The organism is Streptomyces sp. NPDC127038 (assembly GCF_042725875.1).
GTDB lineage: Bacteria > Actinomycetota > Actinomycetes > Streptomycetales > Streptomycetaceae > Streptomyces.
The window spans coordinates 100,617-124,599 of record NZ_JBHXDQ010000014.1 but is presented as its reverse complement, the minus strand read 5'-3'; the positions used below and the strand labels follow the sequence as shown (position 1 = coordinate 124,599).

Here is a 23,983-nt window from a genome sequence, read left to right as displayed (position 1 = left end):
CGGTCGGCGGTGGTCAGCCGGCGAACCAGCGGACGGGCTTCGGCGCGAGGTTCTGGTAGACGTGCTTGCTCTCGCGGTACTCGGCGAGCCCGGCGGGGCCGAGTTCGCGGCCGACGCCGCTGCGGCCGAACCCGCCCCACTCCGCCTGCGGGAGATAGGGGTGGAAGTCGTTGATCCAGACCGTGCCGTGGCGCAGCCGTCCCGCGACCCGGCGGGCGCGGCCGGCGTCGGCGGTCCAGACGGCGCCCGCGAGGCCGTACTCGGTGTCGTTGCCGAGCGCGACGGCCTCGTCCTCGGTGGCGAACGTCTCCACGGTCAGGACGGGCCCGAACACCTCCTCGCGGACGACCCGCATCCCGCGGTGGCACTGGTCGAGCACGGTCGGCTCGTAGAAGTACCCGGTGGCGGGCCGGACTTCGGACGGCTCGGGCCGCCTGCCGCCGGCCCGCAGGACCGCTCCTTCGGCCAGCGCGGAGGCGACGTACTCCTCGGTCTTCGCGCGCTGCTGCTCGGAGACGAGCGGACCGCACTCGACACCGTCCCCGGTGCCGCGGCCGAGCCGGATCGCACCGGCCCTGCGGGCGAGTTCGGCGACGAAGCGCTCGCGCACCGACTCCTCGACGATGAGCCGGGAACCGGCCGAGCACACCTGGCCGCTGTGGATGAAGGCGGCGTTGAGGGCCTGGTCGACGGCGGTGTCGAAGCCCTCGGCGGTGGCGCAGGCGTCGGCGAAGACGATGTTGGGGTTCTTGCCGCCGAGTTCGAGCGCGACCTTCTTGACCGTGTCGGCGGCGGCTCGCGCCACCTTCGTACCGCTGGCCAGGCCGCCCGTGAAGGACACGAGGTCGACGTCGGGGTGCTCGGCGAGGCGGGCGCCGACGGTGTGTCCGGGGCCGGTGACGAGGCCCGCGACCCCGTCGGGGAGGCCCGCCTCGGCCAGCAGCCGCAGCAGCGCGACGGTCGTCATCGGGGTGATCTCGCTCGGCTTGACCACGAAGGTGTTGCCGGCGGCGAGGGCCGGGGCGATCTTCCAACTGGCCTGGAGCAGCGGATAGTTCCACGGGGTGATCAGGGCGCAGACGCCGACGGGCTCGTGCACGACCACGCTGTGGACCTCGGCCGAACCGGCGTCCACGACACGGCCGCCGCCCTCCGCCGTCACGAGGTCGGCGAAGTAGCGGAAGGCGTCGGCGACGCAGTCGATGTCGACACGTCCCTCCTCCGCCGTCTTGCCGGCGTCACGGCTTTCGAGCAGCCCGAGCGACTCGCGGTCACGGAGCAGGAGAGCGGCCACGCGGCGCAGCAGGGCGGCGCGTTCGGCGACGGGGGTGTGCGGCCAGGGCCCCTCGTCGAAGGCGCGGCGCGCGGCGGCGACCGCGAGGTCCGCGTCCTTCTCGTCCCCTTCGGCGACCACGGCGAACGGCCGGCCGTCCGCGGGGTCGAGGATCTCGCGTGCCGCTCCGGAGAGCGCCGCGCGCCACTCGCCGCCCACGTGGATGGTCTGTTCTGTCTGCTGTCCTGCCATGGCCGGTGTTGCCTTCCGTTCCTGTTCGATCCCCCTGCGTCACGGAGGCGTCGCCCCCGTGAGCTGTGAGCGCCTGCCCCTCGCCCCCCGCCACATGCGCGATCCGTCGTCCGAAGTGCGCCGGGTCACGAAAAAATCCCACGAAAAGGGACGAGAACGGGCGATGGACAGCCCGTTTTCCTTTGACTAAAGTCAAAAGAAGAGCGCCGCCCGGGCGGAGGGCCACGAGAGGACCGCGAGAGGGCGGCGGGACCGGCGACCGGAGGAAGAGGGAGCCAGTGCCGACGGACACGGTGACCACGGACCAGGTGACGGCGCTGCGGCGGTTCAACCGCTATTTCACGCGGCGCATCGGAGCCCTCGACGACCACTACCTCGGCCAGAACCGCCCGCTCGGCGAGGCCCGGCTGCTGTTCGAGATCGGCGGGACGGGAGCCTCCCTGCGCGATCTGCGGGCCCGGCTCGGCCTGGACGCCGGGTACTTGAGCCGGATGGTGCGCGCCCTGGAGCGTCAGGGGCTCGTCCGGGTCAGCGTGCATCCCGGTGACAGCCGGCTGCGGGTCGCCGATCTCACGGCCGCCGGCCGGGCCGAGATCACGGAGCAGAACCGGCTGGCCGACGCGCTGGCCGAGGGACTGCTCGGCGGCCTCGACGCGCACCGGCGCGAGGAACTGACCGCCGCCCTGGACACGGCCCACCGGCTGCTCCGGCTCGCTTCGATCACCGTCGAGACGGTCGACGGCGCCTCACCCGACGCCCGCGCCTGCCTCGACGCGTACGCGGCCGACATCGACGCGCGGTTCCCCGAGGGCTTCGACCCCGCCACCCTCGTCCGGCCGCACGAGGTGTCCGGGGAGGCGGGCGCCTTCCTCGTCGCCTACGAGGAGGGCCGACCCGTGGGCTGTGGCGCGCTGCGCCGGCTCGGCCCCCGGGCGGGCGAGATCCGCCATGTCTGGGTGGACCCCGGGGCGCGTCGGCTCGGCCTCGGCCGCCGGATCCTCGACGGCCTCGAACAGCGGGCGGCGGAGCGCGGGTTCGGCGTCGTACGCCTGGACACGCACGCCGCGCTCACCGAGGCCCAGCGGATGTACCGGGCGTGCGGCTACACGGAGATCCCGCGCTACGACGACAACGTGTACGCGGCGCACTGGTTCGAGAAGCGGCTGCCCGCCGACGCCCGGTGAACGCGGGCGCCCAGGGCTTGCCGGCCAGGCCCCGGAACCGCCTCAGGTCGGGTTCGCGCAGGCGTACCCGCTCGGGCAGAAGGAGTTGACCGCCGTCGCGAGCTGCTGGGTCATGTCCGTGCCCGGCGGGCTGCTGGCGACGATGGCGTACGGCGTACCGTCGGCGGCCTGGAAACGGTGGTCGATGTTCTGGGTGGGCCCGGTCTGCTTGCTGTCGTAGCGGTAGCTGAACTCCGTCCAGTCGCTGCCGCTGCGCCGGTCCAGGTACTGGTAGCCCCGGGCCCCCTCGGCGATGGACTGGGCCTGGGCCGAGGACTCCGACACGGAGTCCTCCTTGATCTCGAACACCAGGAGGCTGCGGACGCCGTCGGGTGCGGTGTACGTGACGACGGGCGCCAGCTTGCCCTGCTTCTCCTGACGCGCCCAGCCGTCCGGCACGTCCACGGTGTAGCCGACCGGATCGACCGAGCGGCTGTACCCGGGAGCGGGCGCCGGGGCCGTGGTCACGGCAGGAGCGGTGTACGTGCCCGCGCCGCCGGTGACGTTCGAGCTGTCCGGGGTGACACCGGCCTGAGGTGTCGTCACGCCCGCCGAGGGACCGGACGCGTGCGCCTGAGGATGCCGCGCCGAGCCGCCCCGGGTGACCGCCCAGAGCCCGCCGCCCACACCGCCCGCGAGGACGGCCACGGCCACGATCACCAGCAGCAGCCGCCGCGCGTCACCCGAACCCGGCGGCCGGCCACCGCTCCCCGGCGGCACCACACCGCCAGGCCACGTCTGCGGCTGGGACGGCGGGTACGACCAGGCGGACTGGGCCTGCTGCTGCGACGGGGCCCACTGCTGCTGTTGGTGCTGGTGCGGTTGGTGCTGCTGCGGAGGCTGAGGCGGCTGCGGCGGCGCGGTGCCCGCGGGCGGATACGCCTCGGGCCGCTGCGGGCCCACCTGTGTGGCCGCCGCCCACCACTGCTCTCCGGGCGGAGTCGGCGCTCCGCCGGCGTCCGCCCCGTCCTGGACCCCGCCGCCCGCCGGACCCGTACCGTCGTCGACCCACTGCCGACGCTCCGCGTCCCATCTCTGCGCCATCCCGTAGCCCCCCGCTCCCCGTCGGCCCCACCCGACGGCCCGATCCCGGCGCGCTCTCCGCCGCCCCTGCCCGATCGGCCCCCCGGCGGACCGCACAGGATGACGATAGTGAGGATTCCGCCAGCCGCACCCCCGTTTATGGCGAAAAAGCACATACGTTCGGCGCGTACTTTCCCTACGCCCGATGGCCCCGGACACACCGATACCCGGGTGGTTCGATCACCACCCGGGCATCGCGGGTACTGCCACGGACGAGGGCCGCCGTGCGGGGCGGCCGGTTCAGCCCGCCTCAGGCCGGTTCAGCCCGCCTTCGGCCGGATCAGATCAGGCCGAGGGCGCGGACCGCCTCGCGCTCCTCCTCGAGCTCCTTGACGGAGGCGTCGATGCGGGTGCGGGAGAACTCGTTGATGTCCAGGCCCTGGACGATCTCGTAGCGGCCGTCCTTCGTGGTGACGGGGAAGGAGGAGATGAGACCCTCCGGCACACCGTACGAACCGTCCGACGGGATGCCCATCGAGGTCCAGTCGCCCTCGGCGGTGCCGTTGACCCACGTGAAGACGTGGTCGATGGCCGCGTTGGCGGCCGAGGCGGCCGAGGACGCGCCACGGGCCTCGATGATCGCCGCACCGCGCTTGGCGACGGTCGGGATGAAGTCCTCGGCCAGCCACTTCTCGTCGTTGACGACCTCGGCGGCGTTCTTGCCGGCGACCGAGGCGTGGAAGATGTCGGGGTACTGGGTAGCGGAGTGGTTGCCCCAGATGGTCAGACGCTTGATGTCGGCGACCGTGGTGCCCGTCTTCTTCGCGAGCTGGGTCAGCGCGCGGTTGTGGTCCAGACGGGTCATCGCGGTGAAGCGCTCGGCGGGTACGTCCGGAGCGGCGGCCTGGGCGATCAGCGCGTTGGTGTTCGCCGGGTTGCCGACGACCAGGATCTTGACGTCGTCGGCGGCGTTGTCGTTGATCGCCTTGCCCTGCGGCTTGAAGATGCCACCGTTGGCCGAGAGCAGGTCGCCGCGCTCCATGCCCTTGGTGCGCGGGCGGGCGCCGACGAGCAGACCGACGTTGGTGCCGTCGAAGGCGACGTTCGGGTCGTCCGTGATGTCGATGCCCTGAAGCAGCGGGAAGGCGCAGTCGTCGAGCTCCATGGCGGTGCCCTCGGCGGCCTTCAGCGCCGGCGTGATCTCCAGCAGGCGCAGCTTGACCGGCACGTCCGCGCCGAGCAACTGGCCGGAGGCGATGCGGAAGAGCAGGGCGTAACCGATCTGGCCGGCCGCGCCGGTGACGGTGACGTTCACGGGAGTGCGAGTCATGGCGTTCTCCGTATGACAGCTGGCGGTGGGGCGTCCCTGCCCCGGGTGCAGGATCGTCCCCTGCAACCACCGCAATGATCGATCAAAGGTCTCGATGATCGATCTCTCGGCGTCAAGAGAGATCCGCCGTCAGGCTATCGCGCATCCGGGACGCCGGACGTCAGGGTGCGTGTGGCCCACCCCACAGATGTCCCGGAGATCCCCCCGGGGGGCGGTCGCCGGGTCCGGGAGAGGGTGAACTCGGCGACCGCCAAAGGGGGGTACCGGGGGGCTCGCGGGAAGGAATCTCCCCCCTTCCCGACAGCACCGGATCCCGTGGGGGTACCGTCCGCCTGCCCCCTGGGAACCAACTCAACCCCCCGAACCAGAAGTTTCCTCCGGCCCCGCACTTCTCCCTCACGAGGTGCAGGCCCTCGGGCCCGACTTCAGCACCACGCACGCCTTCACGGTGCCGGGGTCCTTCACCGCGACCATCGGCGTGTACGTGTACGGGTCCGTGCCGACCACGGCCGTCAGCGTCCCCTTCCCCTCCGAGGACGTCGAGAGTTCGACCCGGTCCCCGGCCCTGGCGCGGCCGAGCCGGGCCCAGGCGACCCCGCACGTCTCGCTGTACCGCACCTCCACCAGCGCGGTCCCCAGTGTCACGCTGGTGGCCGTCGTGGCCAGCCGGCCGCCGCAGCCCATGAGCTCGGGGTCCTTCCCGGCGCACGAGGCCCCTGCGCACTTCACCCCGGCCGGCAGATCGGGCCGGGCGCTCACGGAAGCGGTCGGCGCCTTCGGCGCACCGCTCGCGGGCTTCTTCCCGTGGCCGAGGGAGAGCCACACAACGGCCGCGACCACGACCAGGACCCCCACGGCACCCGTGAGGAGCAGCGTCCGCCGCCGCTTCCGCCGCGCCGGGTCACCCCCGGGACCGGCGTCCGCGGGCCGTGCGTCCCGCGGCTCCCGCCCCGGCCCCGGAGCGGGCCGCGCCCGGGACATCCGCATGGCCTCCAGCGTCGACTCGTGACGCGTCTCGGAGCGGCTCCACGCCCGCTCGGCCTGCTCCCACAGCGTCACCAGCCCCACGGGATCCGCCCCGGTCACCTCGGCCAGCGCGACGACCGCTCCCTTGGGCGCGAGCAGCCCGCCGTTCAGATAGCGCTCCCAGGACGTCCTGCCGTAGCCCGTGCGGTCGGCCACGGCCGCGAGGTCCAGCCCGCTCCGGTCGACGAGCAGTCGCAACCGGCCGACGAACTCCGTGACCCGCGGATCGAGTTCATCCGGCAGAGCCTTCCAACGCGGCATTCCCGCCCCCTACTCCCCCTGGCGCCTGCCCCAAGGGGCGGAAGATCAAGTATGACAACATCCGCTCTACGGAGCGTAGTTGGGCCGGTTCCCGGCGAACGGCGCGCACACCGTGCCGGAATGGTCACTTCCGTGCCACAGGGGACCGGTGGCTGTTGAACGGCACGTTCGCGTGCACAAGGGTTGACCCCGGGCGGAACACTCGCCCGATCGCGGCCCGTCCTTGACTCGGGGGAGAGGACGGGCCGCCCTCGTTCCCGGACGCCCCCGTACGCCGACGGGGCCCGTCCTCCCCCGATGGAGAGAACGGGCCCCGCGAACCGCGAGCCGTCGGCCGTCAGCGGACGGTGAAGTGCAAGGTGTCGTCCAGGAACGGGATCTCCAGCAACGGGTTGGGCTGGGCCATCAGCGCGAGAACGACGATGGCGATGCCCAGGACGCTGTAGGTGACCACGTCCGTGAACCGGGAGCGGACCGCGAGCATGCCGACGCTGGGCAGCATCCAGCGCATCACGGCACCCGCGAGCAGCGCCGCGCCGATCAGGATCGTGCCGACGCGGAACACGTCGAGCGCCGTGAGCAGCAGGCCGAGCGCGACGGCGGACAGCACGGTGATGATGGGCCACTGACGCGCGGGCGCGGGGGCGTCGCCGGGCGCGGCCCGGCCACCGCCCTCGGGCCGTGCCGTGTCGCGTGTGAACAGCGGGAAGCGGCGCGTGGTGCGCCGGGGCCTCCCCTGGGCGTCGGGCGCGCTGATCGCGTCCCGGACGACCGTCTCGGCCTCCACCTCGACCCCGTCCTCGCTCCCGCCCGTAACCCCGTCCCCGGACCCGCCCGAAGCCCCGGCACGAGAACCGGACCCGGAACCGTCCGAAGCGCCGGCGCCAGAGCCGGACCCGCCCGAAGCCCCGGCCTCGGTCACGGTCACGGCACCGGATCCACGCTCGGCCGCGGAGGCCGCCTCGGCGCCGTCGCCGGAGACGGCGTCGGCCCCGGCCGGCACCCCGGCCTCAGCCGCAACCTCGACGACGCCAGCGCCAGCGCCAGCGCCGCCAATCTTGGCCTCGGTCTTCAACTCGGCCTCCCGGACGGCCGACTCGGTACCGGCGCGTCCCGCACCGGCACCGGACTCGTGGGTGCTGCCGTCAGCCGACACTTCGCTCCGCCGCTTCCACCACGTTGACGAGCAGCTGGGCCCGGGTCATCGGGCCGACCCCGCCGGGGTTCGGGGAGATCCAGGCGGCGACCTCGGCGACGTCCGGGTGGACATCGCCGACGATCTTGCCCTCGGCGCTGCGCGAGACACCGACGTCGAGGACGGCGGCGCCCGGCTTCACGTCCTCGGCCCGGATCAGGTGCGCCGAGCCGGCGGCGGCGACGATGATGTCGGCGCGCTTGAGGTGCGCGGAGAGGTCACGGGTGCCGGTGTGGCACTGGGTGACCGTCGCGTTCTCGCTGCGCCGGGTGAGCAGCAGCGGCATCGGACGGCCGATGGTCACACCGCGGCCGACGACCACGACCTCGGCGCCCTTGATCTCCACGCCGTAGCGGCGCAGGAGCGTGAGGACACCGTTGGGGGTGCAGGGCAGCGGGGCGGGCTCGTTGAGGACGAGACGCCCGAGGTTCATCGGGTGCAGGCCGTCCGCGTCCTTGTCCGGGTCCATCAGTTCCAGGATGCGGTTCTCGTCGATGCCCTTGGGGAGCGGCAGCTGGACGATGTAGCCGGTGCAGGCAGGGTCCTCGTTCAGCTCGCGGACCACCGCCTCGATCTCTTCCTGCGTGGCGGTAGCGGGCAGTTCGCGCTGGATCGAGGCGATGCCCACCTGGGCGCAGTCGCGGTGCTTGCCCGCTACGTACTTCTGGCTTCCGGGGTCGTCCCCGACCAGGACCGTCCCGAGGCCGGGCGTGACGCCCTTCTCCTTCAGGGCCGCCACGCGGACGGTCAGGTCGGACTTGATCGCGGCTGCGGTGGCCTTGCCATCGAGAATCTGGGCGGTCATGCCCCCCATCCTCCCGGATGACGCGGCCCAGGTTCCAATCCGGGGCGGCACCGGCCCCGCGAACACCGGCCCGGCAGCCCCGAAACCGCCTCCCGGACGCCTCCCGAGGGCCTCCCACCGGCCTCTCTGCGGCCTCCGGACGGCTCCCGGTGGCGGCACGGCGGTCTCCGGCCGACCGATTCGCCCGTATCCGGCCATGATCACGCATGTTGCACTTGGACAACACATACCGAATGGCGCTGGACAAGTAAGAGTCTGCTAAAGAACGATGAGCACATACAGTGCCGCGGGCAGTACCGGGGGGACGGACCGCTCTGTAGAAATTCCTCCGAACCGTGCCGCGCGTAGTCCCCGCACCAGGCAACGGAGGAAACCCGCCATGAGCTTCGGCGACCCGAACAACCCCTACGGCCCCCCGCCGCAGCAGCCTCCCGTCGCACCGCCGGCCGCTCCTCCCGGCTACGGGTACCCGCAGGCCCCGCCGAGCGTGCCGCCGCAGGGCTACGGCTACCCGCAGCAGCCCGCGTACCCCGGCTACCCGGGCGGCAACATGATGCCGCAGACCATGCCGGGTCTGATGATGACCGCGCGCGTGCTGCTCTTCATCGTGGCGGGCGTCCAGGTCCTGATCGGCATCTTCGCCATCTTCGGCGCGGCCACCATCAACGACGCCTCCAACGCGGGCGAGGACACGTTCGGCAACAACGGCCTGTCCGACATCGGCCACGACTCCGCAGGCATCATCTTCGTGATCGCGCTGCTCTTCCTCGCCCTCGCGGGCCTGTCGATCACGCTGGGCGTCAAGTTCAGCAGAGGCGGCCAGGGGATCCGGATCACCACCATGGTGTACGGCATCATCGGCTCCCTGTTCGGCGTCCTCGGCCTGATCAACGCGTCGAACGTCAACTCCTCGGCGGCACTGGTGTTCGCGCTGCTGTGGATCGGCTTCGGCGGTGTGATGGCGGCGGCGATGATCGCCCCGTCGGGCGCCGCCTGGTTCAACCGCCCCCGCTACTGAGCGGACGGTACGCACCGAGGGCCGTGTCCCACCCCTGACCGGGGGGACACGGCCCTCGTGTGTTCCACGGGATCGGCGCGGCCACGGCGACCACGGCGGCCGGAGCGACCGGCACGGCCGGCGCGACCGAAGCGATCACGCCGGCCGGAGCGATCAGTGGAAGAAGTGGCGCGTGCCGGTGAAGTACATCGTCACGCCGGCCTTCTTCGCGGCCTCCACGACCAGCTCGTCACGGACCGAGCCGCCGGGCTGGACCACGGCCTTGACGCCCGCGTCGGCGAGGATCTCCAGGCCGTCGGGGAACGGGAAGAACGCGTCCGAGGCGGCGTAGGAGCCGCGGGCGCGCTCGGCGCCGGCCCGCTCGACCGCGAGCTTCGCGGAGTCGACCCGGTTGACCTGGCCCATGCCGACGCCGACCGAGGCGCCGTCCTTGGCGAGCAGGATCGCGTTGGACTTCACCGCGCGGCAGGCGCGCCAGGCGAAGGCCAGCTCGTCGAGCTCGCCCTCGCTCAGGGCGTCACCGGTCGCCAGCGTCCAGCTCGCCGGGTTGTCGCCGTCGGCCTGGAGCCGGTCGGTGACCTGGAGCAGCGCGCCGCCGTCGACGGGCTTGATCTCGACCGGGGCGGCCGGGGCCTGGTGCGCCCGCAGCACGCGGATGTTCTTCTTCTTGGTGAGGGCTTCGAGGGCGCCGTCCTCGTACTCGGGCGCGACGATGACCTCGGTGAAGATCTCCGCGACCTGCTCGGCCATCTCCTTGGTAACCGGGCGGTTGACCGCGATCACACCGCCGAACGCGGACAGCGGGTCGCAGGCGTGCGCCTTGCGGTGCGCCTCGGCGACGTTCGACGCGACGGCGATCCCGCACGGGTTGGCGTGCTTGATGATCGCGACGCAGGGGTCCTCGTGGTCGTACGCGGCACGGCGGGCGGCGTCCGTGTCCGTGTAGTTGTTGTACGACATCTCCTTGCCGTGCAGCTGCTCCGCCTCGGCGAGTCCGCCCGTGCCCGAGGTGTAGAGGGCGGCGGGCTGGTGCGGGTTCTCGCCGTAGCGCAGGGTGTGCGCGCGCTCCCAGGTGGCGCCGAGGAAGTCCGGGAACTGTGAGTCGTCGACCGGCGCGTAGGAGGAGGCGAACCAGGAGGCGACGGCGACGTCGTACGCGGCCGTGTGCTGGAAGGCCTCGGCGGCGAGCCGCTTGCGGGTGCGCAGGTCGAAACCGCCGCTCTGCGCGGCGGCGAGGACGTCGCCGTACCGTCCGGGGCTGGTGACGACCGCGACGGAGGGGTGGTTCTTGGCCGCCGCGCGGACCATCGAGGGGCCGCCGATGTCGATCTGCTCGACGCACTCGTCGGGGGTGGCCCCGGACTCGACCGTCTCCCGGAACGGGTAGAGGTTGACGACGACGAGGTCGAACGGCTCGACGCCGAGCTCGGCGAGCTGCTGCCGGTGGCTCTCGAGCCGCAGGTCGGCGAGGATCCCGGCGTGGACCTTGGGGTGCAGGGTCTTGACGCGGCCGTCCAGGCACTCGGGGAAGCCGGTCAGCTCCTCCACCTTGGTGACGGGCACGCCGGCCGAGGCGATCCTCGCGGCGGTGGAGCCGGTGGAGACGAGCTCGACACCGGCCGCGTGCAGCCCGCGGGCCAGTTCCTCCAGGCCGGTCTTGTCGTACACGCTGACGAGCGCGCGCCGGATGACCCGCTTGGTGTCCTCGGTGTTCTCGGCCGTGACTGTGCTGTCGGCGGTCACTGGATAACTACCTTTCGTCCCTCAATGCGATAGCCGTTGCGGGCGAGCCGCCCCACGACATCGACGAGCAGCCTTCGCTCGACTTCCTTGATGCGCTCGTGCAGAGCGCTCTCGTCGTCCTCGTTGCGGACCTCGACCACGCCCTGGGCGATGATCGGGCCGGTGTCGACGCCGTCGTCGACGAAGTGGACGGTGCAGCCGGTGACCCGGACTCCGTACGCGAGCGCGTCACGGACGCCGTGGGCCCCGGGAAAACTGGGGAGCAACGCGGGATGCGTGTTGACGAACCGTCCGCCGAACCGGGCGAGGAATTCCTTCCCCACGATCTTCATGAACCCGGCGGACACCACGAGGTCGGGCTCGTACGCGGCGGTCGCCTCGGCGAGCGCCCGGTCCCACTCGTCCCGGCTGCCGTGGTCCTTGACCTTGCACACGAAGACGGGGATCCCGGCCCGCTCGGCCCGCGCGAGCCCCTCGATGCCGTCCCGGTCGGCGCCGACGGCCACGATCTCGGCACCGTAGGCCGCCGGGCCCGCCTCCGCGACGGCGTCGATCAGTGCCTTCAGATTCGTACCTGATCCGGAGACCAGCACGACGAGGCGCTTGGCCTTGGCCACGACGGGGCCCTTTCTCGGGGGAGCGTTTGTACGGTCGTACGAATGCTTCGCGCCCCGGGATACGGGGAAGTCTACGAAGCGGCCGACCGTCAGCAACGATACCGGCACACCGGGCGGCCCCCACGGGACGGGGGCGAGGCCGGAAGGTAGCGTCTGGGGAGGATCCACCCGGGAACGCCTCCGGCACGGGGAACGCCCCGTGCGCGCGGGACGTTGATCGGGACGGGGACGAATGTCCGGGGCACGGCCCCGGCACCACCCGCGACACGGGCCCCGGAGCCATCCGGAGCACGTCTCCGGGGGTACGAAACCCGGGGCGCGAGCCCCGGGTGCGAAGCTCGGGGCGGCTGTCCGGGGCGGACCGGCCCGAGGCGTCAGCCCGGGAGGACCGGCTCGGCGCGCGTCACGAGCGGCCTGATCGCGTGAACATGCCGCCTGCCGGAACCACCAAGGGGAAGACGCTCACCTGATGCCGGACCGCAGTCTCCGACTCCCTCCGCTCCTGCTGCGCGAGCGGCGCCCATCGTCCACCCCGCCGAGGTCGGGCGGGGACGGCCCCGCGGGCGGGCCCGGTTCCGCGGGCGGCGACGGCGGCTCGGCGGGAGGCAGCGGCGGCCCCTCGGACGAGCGCGGCTCCGACGCGCCCGGCACTCCCCCGTCCGGCCCGTCGTCCTCCGGCCAGGACGACAATCCGTTCGCCCCGCCGCCGGAGGGGACACCCGACCGGCCCTGGCAGCCGCGCCGGCCCGGTCAGGGCTCCGGTGACGGCGCCGGGGGCGGACAGCAGGGCTCCGGGCACTCCCCCTGGGGAAGCCAGTGGAGCGACCGGCAGCCCGGCCCCTCCAGCGGCGGCGGTTTCGGCGACCGGCCGGGCGCCCCGCAGGGACAGGGCGGCCCCGAAGGCCCCGGCGGCACACCCGGCGGCGGCATGCGCTGGGACCCGACGGACCCGGCCCAGCGCCGCGCCAGGTACGCGCTGCTCTCCGGCATGTGGGCGTTCTTCTTCGTCCTCTTCGGCTGGCCGTACGTGGCGCTGCTGCTCGGCGCGCTCGCCCTGTACTGGGGCGGCAGCGCGCTGCGTTCCAAGACGCGCGCACCGGACCCGGACAGCCCGGCGCCCGATCCGAACACGCGCCCGCAGCTGACCGCCGCGGTGAGCGGCATCGTCACCGCGTCGCTGGCGATCGTGCTGGTCGCCGGTGTCTTCACCGCCCACCTCGTCTACAGCGACTACTACTCCTGCACGAACGACGCCCTGACGAACGCCGCGAAGCAGTCCTGCAACGACCTCCTCCCCAAGGACCTGCGCGGGCTGCTCGGCACGCACGACTGACGTCGACCGACCTCCCGCCTCCCGCCCGGGCCGCTGCCGGGCGGGAGGGCGGCCGTCCCCGGTCAGCGGGGAGAACCGTCGTCCGCCGCGCCCGGGTCACCCGGCCCGCTCGGTGACCCTTCCGCGTCCGCCTCCTCGTCCCGGCGCTCCGGGCCCTTCCGGCCTTCGGGGCTGTTCCGGCCCTCGAAGTCCTTCCGGTCGCCGGGTTCGTTCCGGTCGTCGGAGTCCTCCCGGTCGCGTTCGGGGCCCTTCCGGTCATCCGGTCCCCTCCGGCCGTCCGGGCCTTCCGGCCCCTTGCCGTCGTCCGGGCCCCCCGGTCCGGGCTCCTGAGAACCGCTCGCCCTGCGCAGGGTCTCCCAGCGGGTCTCCCTCGGCAGGTCCCCGTACCAGGTGCCCGGCGCGGCCTCCCCCGGCAGCAGGTCGTACGGCTCGAAAGGGTCGTAGGAATCGTCGGGGTCGTAGGCGTCGTACGGGTCGAAGGTCTCGACGACCGACTCCAGCACCGTGGGATCGGTCCGGCCCGCGGACCGCGCGCCCTGGAGCGGAACCGGCGTCGGCGTCGCGGCGGCGGCCCCGCGCCACGGCAGCCGGGCACCCAGCGGCAGTCGCGGCCGGAGCGGGAGACGGAACCGGAGCCGCGGAATCCACCCGGTCCCGCGCCCGTACCGGCGGGCGCCCGTGGACCCGGCGGCCGCGCGTCCCCGGTCCCGCCACTCGGCCGCGCCCGCCGCCACGGGAATCCCGACGACCGCCGTCCACACCGCCGTCACGGGCCCGACCTGCCACCACACCGGTCCGAAATGGGTCAGCGTGTGCACGCCCAGCGGCCCTCCGGCCAGTCCGGCGAGCACCCCGAGCGCGACCCCGCACCAGCCCGCGGCGATCGAGACGGCGGCCACCGTCCGCCGGAGCGGCCAGGGCTCCGCCCGGCCCGGTGCTCCCTGCGCGGCCCCCGCCCGCACCGCGAACCACGCCACCGTCACCCCGGCGGCCAGCGGCACCAGCCCGCTCAGCCAGGCGGACGGCGCCTCCGAACCAGCCCGGGGCAAGGCGGCGAGCAGCGGAAACGCGGGGAGCAGCGCGGTCGGCGCGTGCTCCGCCGGGATCGCCGCGGTCAGCGGTCCCGCGACATGCCCCGCGCTCAGGACGACGCCGGGCCCGAGTCCGTACGAGGCCCCCCACACGGCCGCGTTCGGCAGCAGGACCAGGCACAGCAGCAGGACGGCGAACCGGCCCGACCATCCCCCGGTGAGCTGGACGAACGCGGCGCGGGCCGTGTCCCCGTGCCACACGAGCGAGGCCGCCACGAGCAGGGCCCCGCCTCCGACGAGGACCGCGACCCCGGCCGCGGCGGCCCGTGCGGCGCCGCCGAGCACCCGGTCGTCGGCGGCGGGACCGCGTACGGCCCGGACCGGCGGGCGTCCGTCGGGCAGACGCCCGCCGGGAAGCGGAAGGGCCCTCGCGGACCGCTTCCGGCAGAACGGCTCACGCCCCCACGGGCGCCCGTACGCCGTCCAGACCCCGGCTCCCGCGGCGATCACCGCGAGGAGCGGCAGGCAGATCGCGGCCCAGGCCCAGGAGGGGCGCAGCGTCCCGCCCGAGGCGTACAGCGCCGCGGCCCAGGCGACGGACAGATAGCCGGCCACGACACCGCCCCACGCCGTGCCCGGCGACGACTCCGACGTGACGTCGGCCGCCTCCCGGGCGGCCCGGTGCAGCAGCCACACCGGCAGGGCGAGCAGGAGCAGCGGTGTCACCCCCACGGGCATGGGCAGACCTGACAGGGTGTCGGTGCGGATCAGCTCCACGCCGTGCGCGAGCAGCCACAGCGCCGCGGCGACGTGCAGCGCCCCGCCCGGACCGCTGTCCGGATACGGCGAGCTGATCCACAGCACCATGACGAGGACGGCGAGCGAGGCGAGCCCGAGCCCGGCGGCGAGGGCGCCGCCCAGGACGCTCGCCGCCAGTCCGGGTGATCGGTCGCGCATCCGGGTGAGCAGGTGCGACAACGGGAGCCTGCGGTGGGTGATTTGGGTCACGACCCTCATGCTCCCAACGACACGCGCTTTCTCGTCGTAACAGGCGAACCCTGGATGTGTCGCTCAATATGCAGTTATGTACTTTTTCGTACGAAGGGGCCGTCTGTGGAACCCGACCTGACACAGAACCCCGCTGCCCCGCTGCCGACGCCCAAGGAGCGTCGCCGTCTGCGCGAGAACCGGTCCCTGTCGCAGGCCGACGTGGCGACCCGGCTCGGCGTCAGCCGGGCGACGGTCCGCTCGTGGGAGAACGGCCGTTCGGCCCCGCGCGGCCGTGTGCGGGAGGAGTACACGCGGCTGCTCACGACCGGTCCTTCCGCCGCCCGGCCGGAGGTGACCGTCCCTCAGGAGGACGCCGCCCCGGAGCTGGTGGGCGCGGGGACGGGTGGCGAAGCCCGGGCCGACGTTGGAAAGAAACGTTCCGTCAGTGTCGGGGGGAGACCCGGGCGGAAGCGGGCCGAGGGGCGGCTCGCCAAGGGGCTGCCCACCGAGGAGTGGCTCGCCGAGGACGCGCGCGCCGGACTCTCGGAACCCTCGCTGACGCCCGCTCAGGCCTTCGACGCGCTCTACGCGTTCTGCGCCCCCGCCCTCGTACGACAGGCCTATCTGCTGACCGGGCGGCGCGAACTGGCCCGGGAGTCCGTGGAGCGCGCCTTCCAGCAGGCCTGGTACCGCTGGCCCGAGGTGGCGGTGGACCGGGACCCGGCCGGATGGGTGCGCGCGACGGCGTACGAGTACGCGCTCTCCCCCTGGCACCGGCTGCGCCCCCGTTACCGCCACCCGGAGGCACCGCCCGCCGGCGCCGCCGACCGCGCGCTGCTGGACGCGCTCCTCGAACTGCCGCCGGTGTACCGCCGCACGCTGGTCCTGTACGACGGTGTGGGGCTCGGACTGCCGGAGACCGCGGCCGAGACGGAGGCGAGCACGCCCGCGGCCGCCAACCGGGTGCTGCACGCGCGCGAGGCCGTCGCCACGAAGCTGCCGGAGCTGGCGTCGCCCGAGGACCTGCACTGGCGGCTCGCCGAGCTCGCGAGCGCGGAGCGGCTGCGGGCGGCGAAGCCCCGCACGGTCCGCTGGTACGGCGAACGCCGGGCCCAGCAGTGGACCCGGGCGGCGATCGCCTTCACCGCCCTGCTGATCGGGGTGACCGTGCTGACCCTGGGCACGGCCCCGGACCACTACGAGGCCCCGCTCTCACCGCCGGAGACCATCCACGGCCTTCCGCCCAAGGGCGCGCCCGGGCCGCTCTCCGCGGCACAGGTGAAGCTGCGCGCCCGGCTGCGGTCCCAGGAGATGAACGGCCCTGAGCGGCTGATCCCGGAGACCCGCTGACAGGACACGCCGGCGGGCCGGTGGCGGTGAACGCGGGACGCGTGGAGACGCCGGTGGGCCCGCACCCCTGAGAGGGTGCGGGCCCACCGGCGTTCGGTCGGGCGAGGACTCAGCCGGCGAGGATCTCGCGCGCCAGCTTGGCCGTCTCGGTCGGGGTCTTGCCGACCTTGACGCCCGCGGCCTCGAGGGCCTCCTTCTTCGCGGCGGCCGTGCCGGAGGAGCCGGAGACGATGGCGCCGGCGTGGCCCATGGTCTTGCCCTCGGGCGCGGTGAAGCCGGCGACGTAGCCGACGACCGGCTTGGTCACGTTCTTCGCGATGAAGTCCGCGGCCCGCTCCTCGGCGTCGCCGCCGATCTCGCCGATCATGACGATCAGGTCGGTGTCGGGGTCGGCCTCGAACGCGGCGAGCGCGTCGATGTGCGTCGTGCCGATGACCGGGTCGCCACCGATGCCGACGGCGGACGAGAAGCCGATGTCACGGAGCTCGTACATCATCTGGTACGTCAGCGTGCCGGACTTCGAGACCAGGCCGATGCGGCCCGGCTTCGTGATGTCGCCCGGGATGATGCCGGCGTTGGACTGGCCCGGGGTGATGAGACCGGGGCAGTTCGGGCCGATGATGCGGGTCTTGTTGCCCTTCGACTTCGCGTACGCCCAGAAGGCGGCGGAGTCGTGGACGGCGATGCCCTCGGTGATGACGACCGCGAGGGGGATCTCCGCGTCGATCGCCTCGACGACGGCGGCCTTGGCGAAGGCCGGCGGCACGAAGAGCACGGACACGTTGGCGCCCGTCTTCTCCATGGCCTCGGCGACCGTGCCGAAGACGGGGATCTCGGTGCCGTCGATGTCGACGGACGTGCCCGCCTTGCGCGGGTTCACGCCACCGACGATGTTCGTCCCGTCCGCGAGCATGAGCTTGGTGTGCTTCATACCCGTGGCACCGGTCATGCCCTGGACGATGACCTTGCTGTCCTTGTTGAGGAAGATAGCCATGGCTGTTTAGTCCCTCGTCCCTTACTTCGCAGCCGCGAGCTCGGCGGCCTTGTCGGCCGCGCCGTCCATGGTGTCCACGCGCTGGACCAGCGGGTGGTTGGCGTCCGACAGGATCTGACGACCCAGCTCGGCGTTGTTGCCGTCGAGACGCACGACCAGCGGCTTGGTGACGTCCTCGCCCTTGTCTGCGAGCAGCTGGAGCGCCTGGACGATGCCGTTGGCGACCTCGTCACAGGCGGTGATGCCGCCGAAGACGTTGACGAACACGGACTTGACGTCCGGGTCGCCGAGGATGATCTCCAGGCCGTTCGCCATGACCGCGGCGGAGGCGCCGCCGCCGATGTCGAGGAAGTTGGCGGGCTTGACGCCACCGTGGTTCTCACCGGCGTACGCGACGACGTCGAGGGTGCTCATGACGAGTCCCGCGCCGTTGCCGATGATGCCGACCTCACCGTCGAGCTTGACGTAGTTGAGGTTCTTGGCCTTGGCGGCGGCCTCGAGGGGGTTGGCGGCCGCGTGGTCGACGAGCGCCTCGTGGTCGGGCTGACGGAACTCGGCGTTCTCGTCCAGCGACACCTTGCCGTCGAGGGCGATGACCTTGCCGGAGGCGACCTTGGCGAGGGGGTTCACCTCGACGAGGAGGGCGTCCTCCTTGATGAAGGTGTCCCACAGCGTCACCAGGATCTCGGCCACCTGCTCGGCGACCTCGGCCGGGAACTTCGCCTGGGCGACGATCTCACGGGCCTTCTCGATCGACACGCCTTCGTTGGCGTCGACCGGCACCTTCGCGAGGGCGTCGGGGTTCTCCTCCGCGACGACCTCGATCTCCACGCCGCCCTGGACGGACGCCATGGCGAGGAAGGTGCGGTTGGTGCGGTCGAGGAGGTACGAGACGTAGTACTCCTCGACGATCTCGGGCGCGGTCTCGGCGATCATCACCTTGTGGACCGTGTGGCCCTTGATGTCCATGCCGAGGATGTCCGTCGCGCGGGCGACGGCCTCGTCCGGGGTGGCGGCGAGCTTGACGCCGCCGGCCTTGCCGCGGCCACCGACCTTCACCTGGGCCTTGACGACGGACTTGCCGCCAAGACGCTCGGTCGCCTCGCGGGCTGCCTCAGGCGTGTCAATGACTTCACCGGCCAGCACCGGTACACCGTGCTTGGCGAAGAGGTCCCTCGCCTGGTACTCGAACAGGTCCACGCGCGTCCGTCCCTATCAGTGATCTCGCGGTTCGTTGGATGCGTGGGCGTGCCGCGAAGGGCAACGTGACGTCCGCTGTCACAAGGGTGGCGCACACGGTGTCCGAGCGCGCGGCATGTCCGTCTCGCAGGTTATCGCCGTGGGGCACGGGACCCTAAATCGCAGCTCACACCACAGCGGTGATACCTGTCACAGAACGGGCCCGGGACCCGCCCCCACCTGGCCGGGGATCACCGGGTGAGGCCTTGTGAACAGCCACTGAGCGCCCCGCGCGGACGGCCCGGCCCGCCCGGGAGACCGGCCGGACGGCCCCGGGCGTCCGGTCGGGTGGATCCGTTACGGGTCCCCCGCCCTTCGGCCGTCCGGGTCCCCCGAACCCGTCGAAAACGGTCATCCGCGGTCAGGAAGGACGCACTCAGCCGGCGTCCGGTATCGGAAGGGGCCGCTTCTCGATCGCCGCCGCCATCACCTCCGGAAAGAGATCGGGTGTGCAGGCGAACGCGGGCGCGCCGAGTGCGGCGAGCGCCGCCGCGTGCTCGCGGTCGTACGCGGGCGCCCCCTCGTCGGACAGCGCGAGCAGGGCCACGAACTGCACCCCCGACGCCTTCATCGCCGCGACCCGCTTCAGCATCTCGTCACGGATGCCTCCCTCGTAGAGGTCGCTGATGAGGACGACGACGGTGTCGGCCGGCCGGGTGATCTGCGACTGGCAGTAGGCGAGCGCCCGGTTGATGTCGGTGCCGCCGCCGAGCTGGGTGCCGAAGAGGACGTCGACGGGGTCGTCGAGCTGGTCGGTGAGGTCGACGACGGCCGTGTCGAAGACGACGAGCCGGGTGGCGATCGACCGCATCGACGCCAGCACGGCCCCGAACACGGAGGCGTACACGACGGACGCCGCCATCGAGCCCGACTGGTCGATGCAGAGGACGACCTCCTTCTTCACCGACTGGGAGGCCCGCCCGTAGCCGATCAGCCGCTCGGGAACGACCGTGCGGTACTCGGGGAGGTAGTGCTTCAGGTTGGCCGCGATCGTGCGGTTCCAGTCGATGTCGTGGTGGCGGGGCCTGCTGATCCGGGCGCTGCGGTCGAGGGCGCCGGTGAGGGTGGCCCGGGTGCGGGTGGCGAGCTTCTTCTCCAGGTCCTCCACCACCTTGCGCACCACGGCCCGGGCGGTCTCCCTCGTCGTCTCCGGCATGGCCTTGTTGAGGGAGAGCAGGGTGCCGACCAGGTGCACGTCGGCCTCCACCGCCTCCAGCATCTCGGGCTCCAGGAGCAGCGCGGACAGCCCGAGCCGGTCGATGGCGTCCCGCTGCATCACCTGGACCACGGAGGAGGGGAAATAGGTCCGGATGTCACCGAGCCAGCGCGCGACCGACGGCGCCGACGCCCCGAGCCCCGCCGAGCGGTCCCGCCCCGGCTTTCCCCCGTTCCCCTTTCCGTAGAGCGCGCCCAGCGCCGCGTCCATGGCCGCGTCCCGGCCGGAGAGCGCGCAGCCGGTGCCGTCCGCCTCGTCGCCGCCGAGCACCAGCCGCCATCGCCGCAGCCGCTCCTCCCCCGCGTCCACCGCCGCCATGGTCATGGAGCCACCTTCGCAAGATCGTTTCTGGTGTGGAGGTCGGGATCGGGGCCGGGGTCGGTGCCGGGAGCGAGGCCGGTGTCGGGAGCGAAGCCGGTGTCGGGATCGGGGTCGCCCAGTCCCAGGAGCAGGCTCAGCAGCGGCAGGACGGCGTCGGCGCGCCCGGTGTCGAGTCCGGGGGCGAACCCGGGAATGCCGGAGCCGGAGCCGTCGGCCCCCGCGGCCGCCCGAGGCGCCGGACCGCGCCGGACCAGCTCGCCCAGCGTTCTGCGCACCCCCGCCTCGTAGGCCGAGAACGTCCGGCGCAGCAGCGGCAGCACATCGGTGAACGCGTCCGCCGGCACTCCGGTCAGCCACGTGTCCACCAGGGCGAGCAGCCGTTCGTCGTGGACGAGCAGCATGCCGCCGGAGCCGCCCCCGACGAAGCCCTCGATCCACGCGGCCCCGTCCGCGGGCGCCGTCCCCGGCGACAGCACGAGCCCCATGAGCCGTGCCGCCTCCTCCTGTTCCAGCTCCCCCTCGTCGAGGAGCAGACGGACCGCCCGACCTCTGACCACCCCCGGCACGGTGTCCCGCGCCGCGAGCACCCGCAGCACCGCGTACCAGCGTCCGCGGACACCGCCGGCGCCGACGGCCCCCGGGGTCGTCTCCTCCAGCAGTCCCACCGCCCCGTGCACGGCGTCGACATGCCCGCGCATCTCCTCGGCGGCGTCACCGTCGAGGGCGGCGCAGGCCGGCGGGAGACCGACGAAGACGCGCTCGGCCAGACCGGCGGCGACATCGGCGAGTGCGTGGGTGTCGGTGCCGCGTACGTCGCCGTAGCGCAGGGAGCGGACGAGCGCGGGCAGGGCCTGGGCGAGGTGGCCCACGTCCGTGTCGAGGGCGGCGCGGTCGGCGAGCACCCGCATCACCACGGGCAGCGCGTCCGCGAGCCCGGCGAGCAGGCAGCGCTCGGCGAGCGCCGTGACGTCCGCGAGCGAGGACGCGCCGACGGCGTCCGCCTCGGCCTTGGCCGTCGCGGCGGCCGGGACCGTCGTGCCCCAGACCCCGGCCTCGGCGACCCGCACCGACAGCTCCGGCTCCCAGCGCAGCCGCCAGGTCTCCCGGAAGGTGCCGGTGCTGCCGCGGGAGGCCGCGGGCTCGCCCCACTCGACACCGAGGAGCCGCAGCCGGTGCAGCAGGGTGCTGCGCCCCGCGTCGGTCTCCTTGCGCAGGTCGAGCTCCAGCTCCCGCTCCAGCGCCTCGGGCTTGAGCCGCAGCCGGCGCTGCCGGTTCGTGAGGTCCCGCTGCAACGGCACCGCCGGGGCGGACTCCGGCACCTCTCCCAGCACCTCGCCGACCACGAGCCGGTCGCGCACCAGTTCCAGGGGAACGTCCGAGCCCTCGCACATCACGGCCCGGACGGCGTCGGTGCTCTCGGTCAGTCCCGGCAGCGGGCGGCCGCGCATCGCGGCGAGGGTGCCGGCCAGTCGCACGGCCTCGATGACATGGGCCGACGACACGCCCCGGTCCTCGTCGCGCAGGAGCCGGGCGACCTTGGTCATCCACCGCTCGACGGGGCGGTCGGGGGCGCTGAACAGATGTCCGTACCAGCCCGGCGAGTCGATGCCCGCCCCGTAGCCACTGGCCCGGGACAGCCGGCGGTACGTCCAGGGCACCCAGGTCAGCTGGACCTTGGCCTTGGGCAGGCCCCTGAGGAGCGCCCGGTCGGCGCCCACGGTCGCTGCCCGCCGCAGCGCGGGCACGTGCCAGGCTCCGCACACCACGGCCACGTCGTCCCCGAACTCCCGCCGCGCCGAACGGATCTGGAGCCGCATGTACGCCTCGCGCACCAGGTCCCGGTCCTGCCCTCCGGCCCCGTACACCTCCCGCAGGGCCCCCATGGCCTCCTCCAGCACCGCGAACGGAGCGAACGGATCGTCCGCGGTCCCGGGCCGGTGCTCGACCACGTCCTCCCACCAGCGCTCCGGGTCGTCGTACCCGGCCGCCTCGGCGAGCACCGCGAGGGGGTCGATCCGTACGGCGTTCGCGCCGGGGGAGGATCCGGGGTCCTCGGCCGGGGACATGCCCTCGGGAGGCGCCTCCCCCGTTCCGTCGCGACCGGGATCCGTTCCATCGGGTGCGGCGTCCGTTCCGTCGCGGCCGGGATCCGTCCCGTCGCCTCCCCCGGCCAGGGTGTGGGCGGCCGGAAGGTCGATGAAGCGGGCCGTCACCCCGTTCTCCAGGGCCCACCGGATCGCCACCCACTCCGGTGAGAACTCGGCGAGCGGCCAGAAGGCCGACCGGCCGGGCTCGTCCACGACATGGGCGAGCAGGGCCACGGGCGGCCGCATCTCCTTGTCGGCGGCCAGCGGGACCAGCGCGTCCGCCTCGGGCGGCCCCTCGATCAGCACGACGCGGGGAGCCGCCGCCTCCAGCGCCGCCCGGACGGCCCGGGCCGATCCGGGCCCGTGATGCCGCACACCGAGCAGCAGCGGCCCCGGACCCCGGTTCCCCGCCCCGGGCGGTCCGGCGTCCCGCCCGGCGCTCATACGCTCACCTCGCGGCAGGCGCGGTAGAAGTCCTTCCAGCCGTCCCGCTCGCGGACGACCGCCTCCAGGTACTCCTGCCAGATGACACGGTCGGCCGCCGGGTCGCGCACGACGGCGCCGAGGATGCCGGCGGCGACGTCTCCCGCCCGCAGCACACCGTCCCCGAAGTGGGCGGCCAGGGCGAGGCCGTTGGTCACGACGGAGATCGCCTCGGCCGTGGACAGGGTGCCGCTGGGCGACTTCAGCTTCGTCCGCCCGTCGGACGTGATCCCGTCCCGCAGCTCGCGGAAGACGGTGACGACCCGGCGGATCTCGTCCACGCCGTCGGGCACGGCGGGCAGATCGAGGGAGCGGCCGATCTGGTCGACGCGGCGCGAGACGATGTCGACCTCGGCGTCGGCGCTCTCCGGCAGCGGCAGCACCACCGTGTTGAACCGGCGGCGCAGGGCGCTGGAGAGCTCGTTGACACCGCGGTCGCGGTCGTTGGCCGTGGCGATCAGGTTGAACCCGCGCACCGCCTGCACCTCCTGCCCCAACTCCGGTATCGGCAGGGTCTTTTCGGAGAGGATCGTGATCAGGCCGTCCTGTACGTCCGCGGGCACGCGGGTGAGTTCCTCGATCCGGGCCGTCATGCCCTCGGCCATGGCCCGCATGACCGGGCTCGGCACGAGCGCGTCCCGGCTGGGCCCGTGCGCGAGCAGCCGCGCGTAGTTCCAGCCGTAGCGGATGGCCTCCTCCGGGGTGCCGGCCGTGCCCTGCACGAGCAGCGTCGAGTCGCCGCTGACCGCGGCCGCCAGATGCTCGGACACCCAGGTCTTCGCGGTGCCCGGCACACCGAGCAGGAGCAGTGCCCGGTCGGTGGCGAGGGTGGTGACGGCGACCTCGACGATGCGGCGCGGCCCCACGTACTTGGGGGTGATCACGGTGCCGTCCGGCAGGGTGCCGCCCAGCAGATAGGTGGCCACGGCCCAGGGCGACAGCAGCCAGCGTTCCGGGCGGGGCCGGTCGTCCTGCGCGGCGAGCGCGGCGAGTTCGGCGGCGAAGGCGTGCTCGGCGTGCGGACGCAGCGCCTCGCCCGGCCGGCTCGGCCCCTTCTCTCCCGCGGGTGCGTCAACGGACGTCGGTTCAACGGACACGGACATGCCTCGGTCCCCCTCCAGCTCGGCCGGTTCGGATCTGGTCCCACCGTGCACCACGCCACTGACAATGCTC

The 23,983-nt window shown here is 73.1% G+C and carries 18 protein-coding genes; 4 read left to right on the top strand and 14 right to left on the bottom strand.

The genetic code is table 11. The features are described from left to right. Window positions 1-13 precede the first annotated feature (13 nt). A complete protein-coding gene (locus tag ACFWI4_RS13790) occupies window positions 14-1,525 on the bottom strand; it encodes an aldehyde dehydrogenase family protein (RefSeq protein WP_387194904.1) in 1,512 nt (503 codons plus the stop codon). Window positions 1,526-1,803: 278 nt separating this feature from the next. Between ACFWI4_RS13790 and ACFWI4_RS13785 the strand changes: the two genes are divergently transcribed. After that, window positions 1,804-2,709 (top strand): GNAT family N-acetyltransferase, encoded by a 906-nt coding sequence (locus ACFWI4_RS13785; RefSeq protein ID WP_387194901.1) that lies wholly within the window; start codon window positions 1,804-1,806, stop codon window positions 2,707-2,709. A 42-nt stretch (window positions 2,710-2,751) separates the two neighbouring features. Here the strand turns inward: ACFWI4_RS13785 and ACFWI4_RS13780 are convergent, their stop codons facing one another. From ACFWI4_RS13780 to ACFWI4_RS13760, 5 genes are all read right to left on the bottom strand, one after another. After that, window positions 2,752-3,792 (bottom strand): hypothetical protein, encoded by a 1,041-nt coding sequence (locus tag ACFWI4_RS13780; RefSeq protein WP_387194898.1) that lies wholly within the window; start codon window positions 3,790-3,792, stop codon window positions 2,752-2,754. A 319-nt stretch (window positions 3,793-4,111) separates the two neighbouring features. Then, window positions 4,112-5,101, bottom strand: a complete 990-nt coding sequence (locus ACFWI4_RS13775) for a malate dehydrogenase (protein ID WP_385398865.1) — start codon at window positions 5,099-5,101, stop codon at window positions 4,112-4,114. Between the two features lie 396 nt (window positions 5,102-5,497). Continuing rightward, on the bottom strand, window positions 5,498-6,388 hold the full coding sequence (locus ACFWI4_RS13770; RefSeq protein WP_387194894.1) for an XRE family transcriptional regulator: 891 nt from the start codon (window positions 6,386-6,388) through the stop codon (window positions 5,498-5,500). Between the two features lie 337 nt (window positions 6,389-6,725). Continuing rightward, a complete protein-coding gene (locus ACFWI4_RS13765; RefSeq protein WP_387194891.1) occupies window positions 6,726-7,175 on the bottom strand; it encodes a DUF3017 domain-containing protein in 450 nt (149 codons plus the stop codon). A 358-nt stretch (window positions 7,176-7,533) separates the two neighbouring features. After that, a complete protein-coding gene (locus ACFWI4_RS13760; protein WP_081218974.1) occupies window positions 7,534-8,388 on the bottom strand; it encodes a bifunctional methylenetetrahydrofolate dehydrogenase/methenyltetrahydrofolate cyclohydrolase in 855 nt (284 codons plus the stop codon). 379 nt (window positions 8,389-8,767) lie between these two features. Between ACFWI4_RS13760 and ACFWI4_RS13755 the strand changes: the two genes are divergently transcribed. After that, complete coding sequence (locus ACFWI4_RS13755) at window positions 8,768-9,406, top strand: hypothetical protein (protein WP_387194889.1); 639 nt, start codon at window positions 8,768-8,770, stop codon at window positions 9,404-9,406. A gap of 153 nt (window positions 9,407-9,559) precedes the next feature. On the opposite strand, the gene purH is transcribed toward ACFWI4_RS13755, so the two are convergent. Next, window positions 9,560-11,149 carry a bifunctional phosphoribosylaminoimidazolecarboxamide formyltransferase/IMP cyclohydrolase gene (purH, locus tag ACFWI4_RS13750; RefSeq protein ID WP_385398858.1) on the bottom strand — a complete coding sequence of 530 codons (1,590 nt, stop codon included), beginning with the start codon at window positions 11,147-11,149 and terminating at the stop codon, window positions 9,560-9,562. Beyond that, entirely contained in the window at window positions 11,146-11,766 is a 621-nt protein-coding gene (gene purN, locus ACFWI4_RS13745) for a phosphoribosylglycinamide formyltransferase (RefSeq protein ID WP_387194886.1), read from the bottom strand. The genes purH and purN overlap by 4 nt, the downstream gene beginning before the upstream one ends. A 469-nt stretch (window positions 11,767-12,235) precedes the next feature. On the opposite strand from purN, the gene ACFWI4_RS13740 reads away from it, so the two are divergent. Next, entirely contained in the window at window positions 12,236-13,099 is an 864-nt protein-coding gene (locus tag ACFWI4_RS13740; RefSeq protein ID WP_387194883.1) for a hypothetical protein, read from the top strand. Window positions 13,100-13,161: 62 nt separating this feature from the next. Here the strand turns inward: ACFWI4_RS13740 and ACFWI4_RS13735 are convergent, their stop codons facing one another. Then, window positions 13,162-15,147: a DUF6350 family protein gene (locus tag ACFWI4_RS13735; protein ID WP_387194880.1), complete on the bottom strand. Its 1,986-nt coding sequence runs from the start codon at window positions 15,145-15,147 to the stop codon at window positions 13,162-13,164. Window positions 15,148-15,255: 108 nt separating this feature from the next. On the opposite strand from ACFWI4_RS13735, the gene ACFWI4_RS13730 reads away from it, so the two are divergent. Beyond that, window positions 15,256-16,470 (top strand): helix-turn-helix domain-containing protein, encoded by a 1,215-nt coding sequence (locus ACFWI4_RS13730; RefSeq protein ID WP_387194949.1) that lies wholly within the window; start codon window positions 15,256-15,258, stop codon window positions 16,468-16,470. 109 nt (window positions 16,471-16,579) lie between these two features. On the opposite strand, the gene sucD is transcribed toward ACFWI4_RS13730, so the two are convergent. The 5 genes from sucD to ACFWI4_RS13705 all read right to left on the bottom strand — a co-directional run bounded on the left by sucD (window position 16,580) and on the right by ACFWI4_RS13705 (window position 23,913). Then, window positions 16,580-17,464, bottom strand: coding sequence for a succinate--CoA ligase subunit alpha (gene sucD / locus ACFWI4_RS13725; RefSeq protein ID WP_060901445.1), 885 nt, complete (start codon window positions 17,462-17,464; stop codon window positions 16,580-16,582). Between the two features lie 21 nt (window positions 17,465-17,485). Beyond that, window positions 17,486-18,664: an ADP-forming succinate--CoA ligase subunit beta gene (sucC, locus tag ACFWI4_RS13720; protein WP_385405060.1), complete on the bottom strand. Its 1,179-nt coding sequence runs from the start codon at window positions 18,662-18,664 to the stop codon at window positions 17,486-17,488. 415 nt (window positions 18,665-19,079) lie between these two features. Beyond that, the gene (locus ACFWI4_RS13715; protein WP_387194876.1) at window positions 19,080-20,243 is read right to left on the bottom strand and encodes a VWA domain-containing protein; all 1,164 of its coding nucleotides are present in this window, start codon (window positions 20,241-20,243) and stop codon (window positions 19,080-19,082) included. Then, on the bottom strand, window positions 20,240-22,771 hold the full coding sequence (locus ACFWI4_RS13710; protein WP_387194873.1) for a DUF5682 family protein: 2,532 nt from the start codon (window positions 22,769-22,771) through the stop codon (window positions 20,240-20,242). The genes ACFWI4_RS13715 and ACFWI4_RS13710 overlap by 4 nt, the downstream gene beginning before the upstream one ends. Further along, window positions 22,768-23,913, bottom strand: coding sequence for an AAA family ATPase (locus tag ACFWI4_RS13705; RefSeq protein ID WP_387194870.1), 1,146 nt, complete (start codon window positions 23,911-23,913; stop codon window positions 22,768-22,770). Before ACFWI4_RS13705 ends, ACFWI4_RS13710 begins: the two co-directional genes overlap by 4 nt. Window positions 23,914-23,983 lie beyond the last annotated feature (70 nt).

Coding starts and splice junctions, on each gene's coding strand:
- ACFWI4_RS13755 (WP_387194889.1), top strand. CDS start 8,768: ATGAGCTTCGGCGACCCGAACAACCCCTACGGCCCCCCGCCGCAGCAG.
- ACFWI4_RS13735 (WP_387194880.1), bottom strand. CDS start 15,147: ATGAGGGTCGTGACCCAAATCACCCACCGCAGGCTCCCGTTGTCGCAC.
- ACFWI4_RS13790 (WP_387194904.1), bottom strand. CDS start 1,525: ATGGCAGGACAGCAGACAGAACAGACCATCCACGTGGGCGGCGAGTGG.
- ACFWI4_RS13780 (WP_387194898.1), bottom strand. CDS start 3,792: ATGGCGCAGAGATGGGACGCGGAGCGTCGGCAGTGGGTCGACGACGGT.
- ACFWI4_RS13775 (WP_385398865.1), bottom strand. CDS start 5,101: ATGACTCGCACTCCCGTGAACGTCACCGTCACCGGCGCGGCCGGCCAG.
- ACFWI4_RS13705 (WP_387194870.1), bottom strand. CDS start 23,913: ATGTCCGTGTCCGTTGAACCGACGTCCGTTGACGCACCCGCGGGAGAG.
- ACFWI4_RS13710 (WP_387194873.1), bottom strand. CDS start 22,771: ATGAGCGCCGGGCGGGACGCCGGACCGCCCGGGGCGGGGAACCGGGGT.
- ACFWI4_RS13740 (WP_387194883.1), top strand. CDS start 12,236: ATGCCGGACCGCAGTCTCCGACTCCCTCCGCTCCTGCTGCGCGAGCGG.
- ACFWI4_RS13760 (WP_081218974.1), bottom strand. CDS start 8,388: ATGACCGCCCAGATTCTCGATGGCAAGGCCACCGCAGCCGCGATCAAG.
- sucD (WP_060901445.1), bottom strand. CDS start 17,464: ATGGCTATCTTCCTCAACAAGGACAGCAAGGTCATCGTCCAGGGCATG.
- ACFWI4_RS13715 (WP_387194876.1), bottom strand. CDS start 20,243: ATGACCATGGCGGCGGTGGACGCGGGGGAGGAGCGGCTGCGGCGATGG.
- ACFWI4_RS13770 (WP_387194894.1), bottom strand. CDS start 6,388: ATGCCGCGTTGGAAGGCTCTGCCGGATGAACTCGATCCGCGGGTCACG.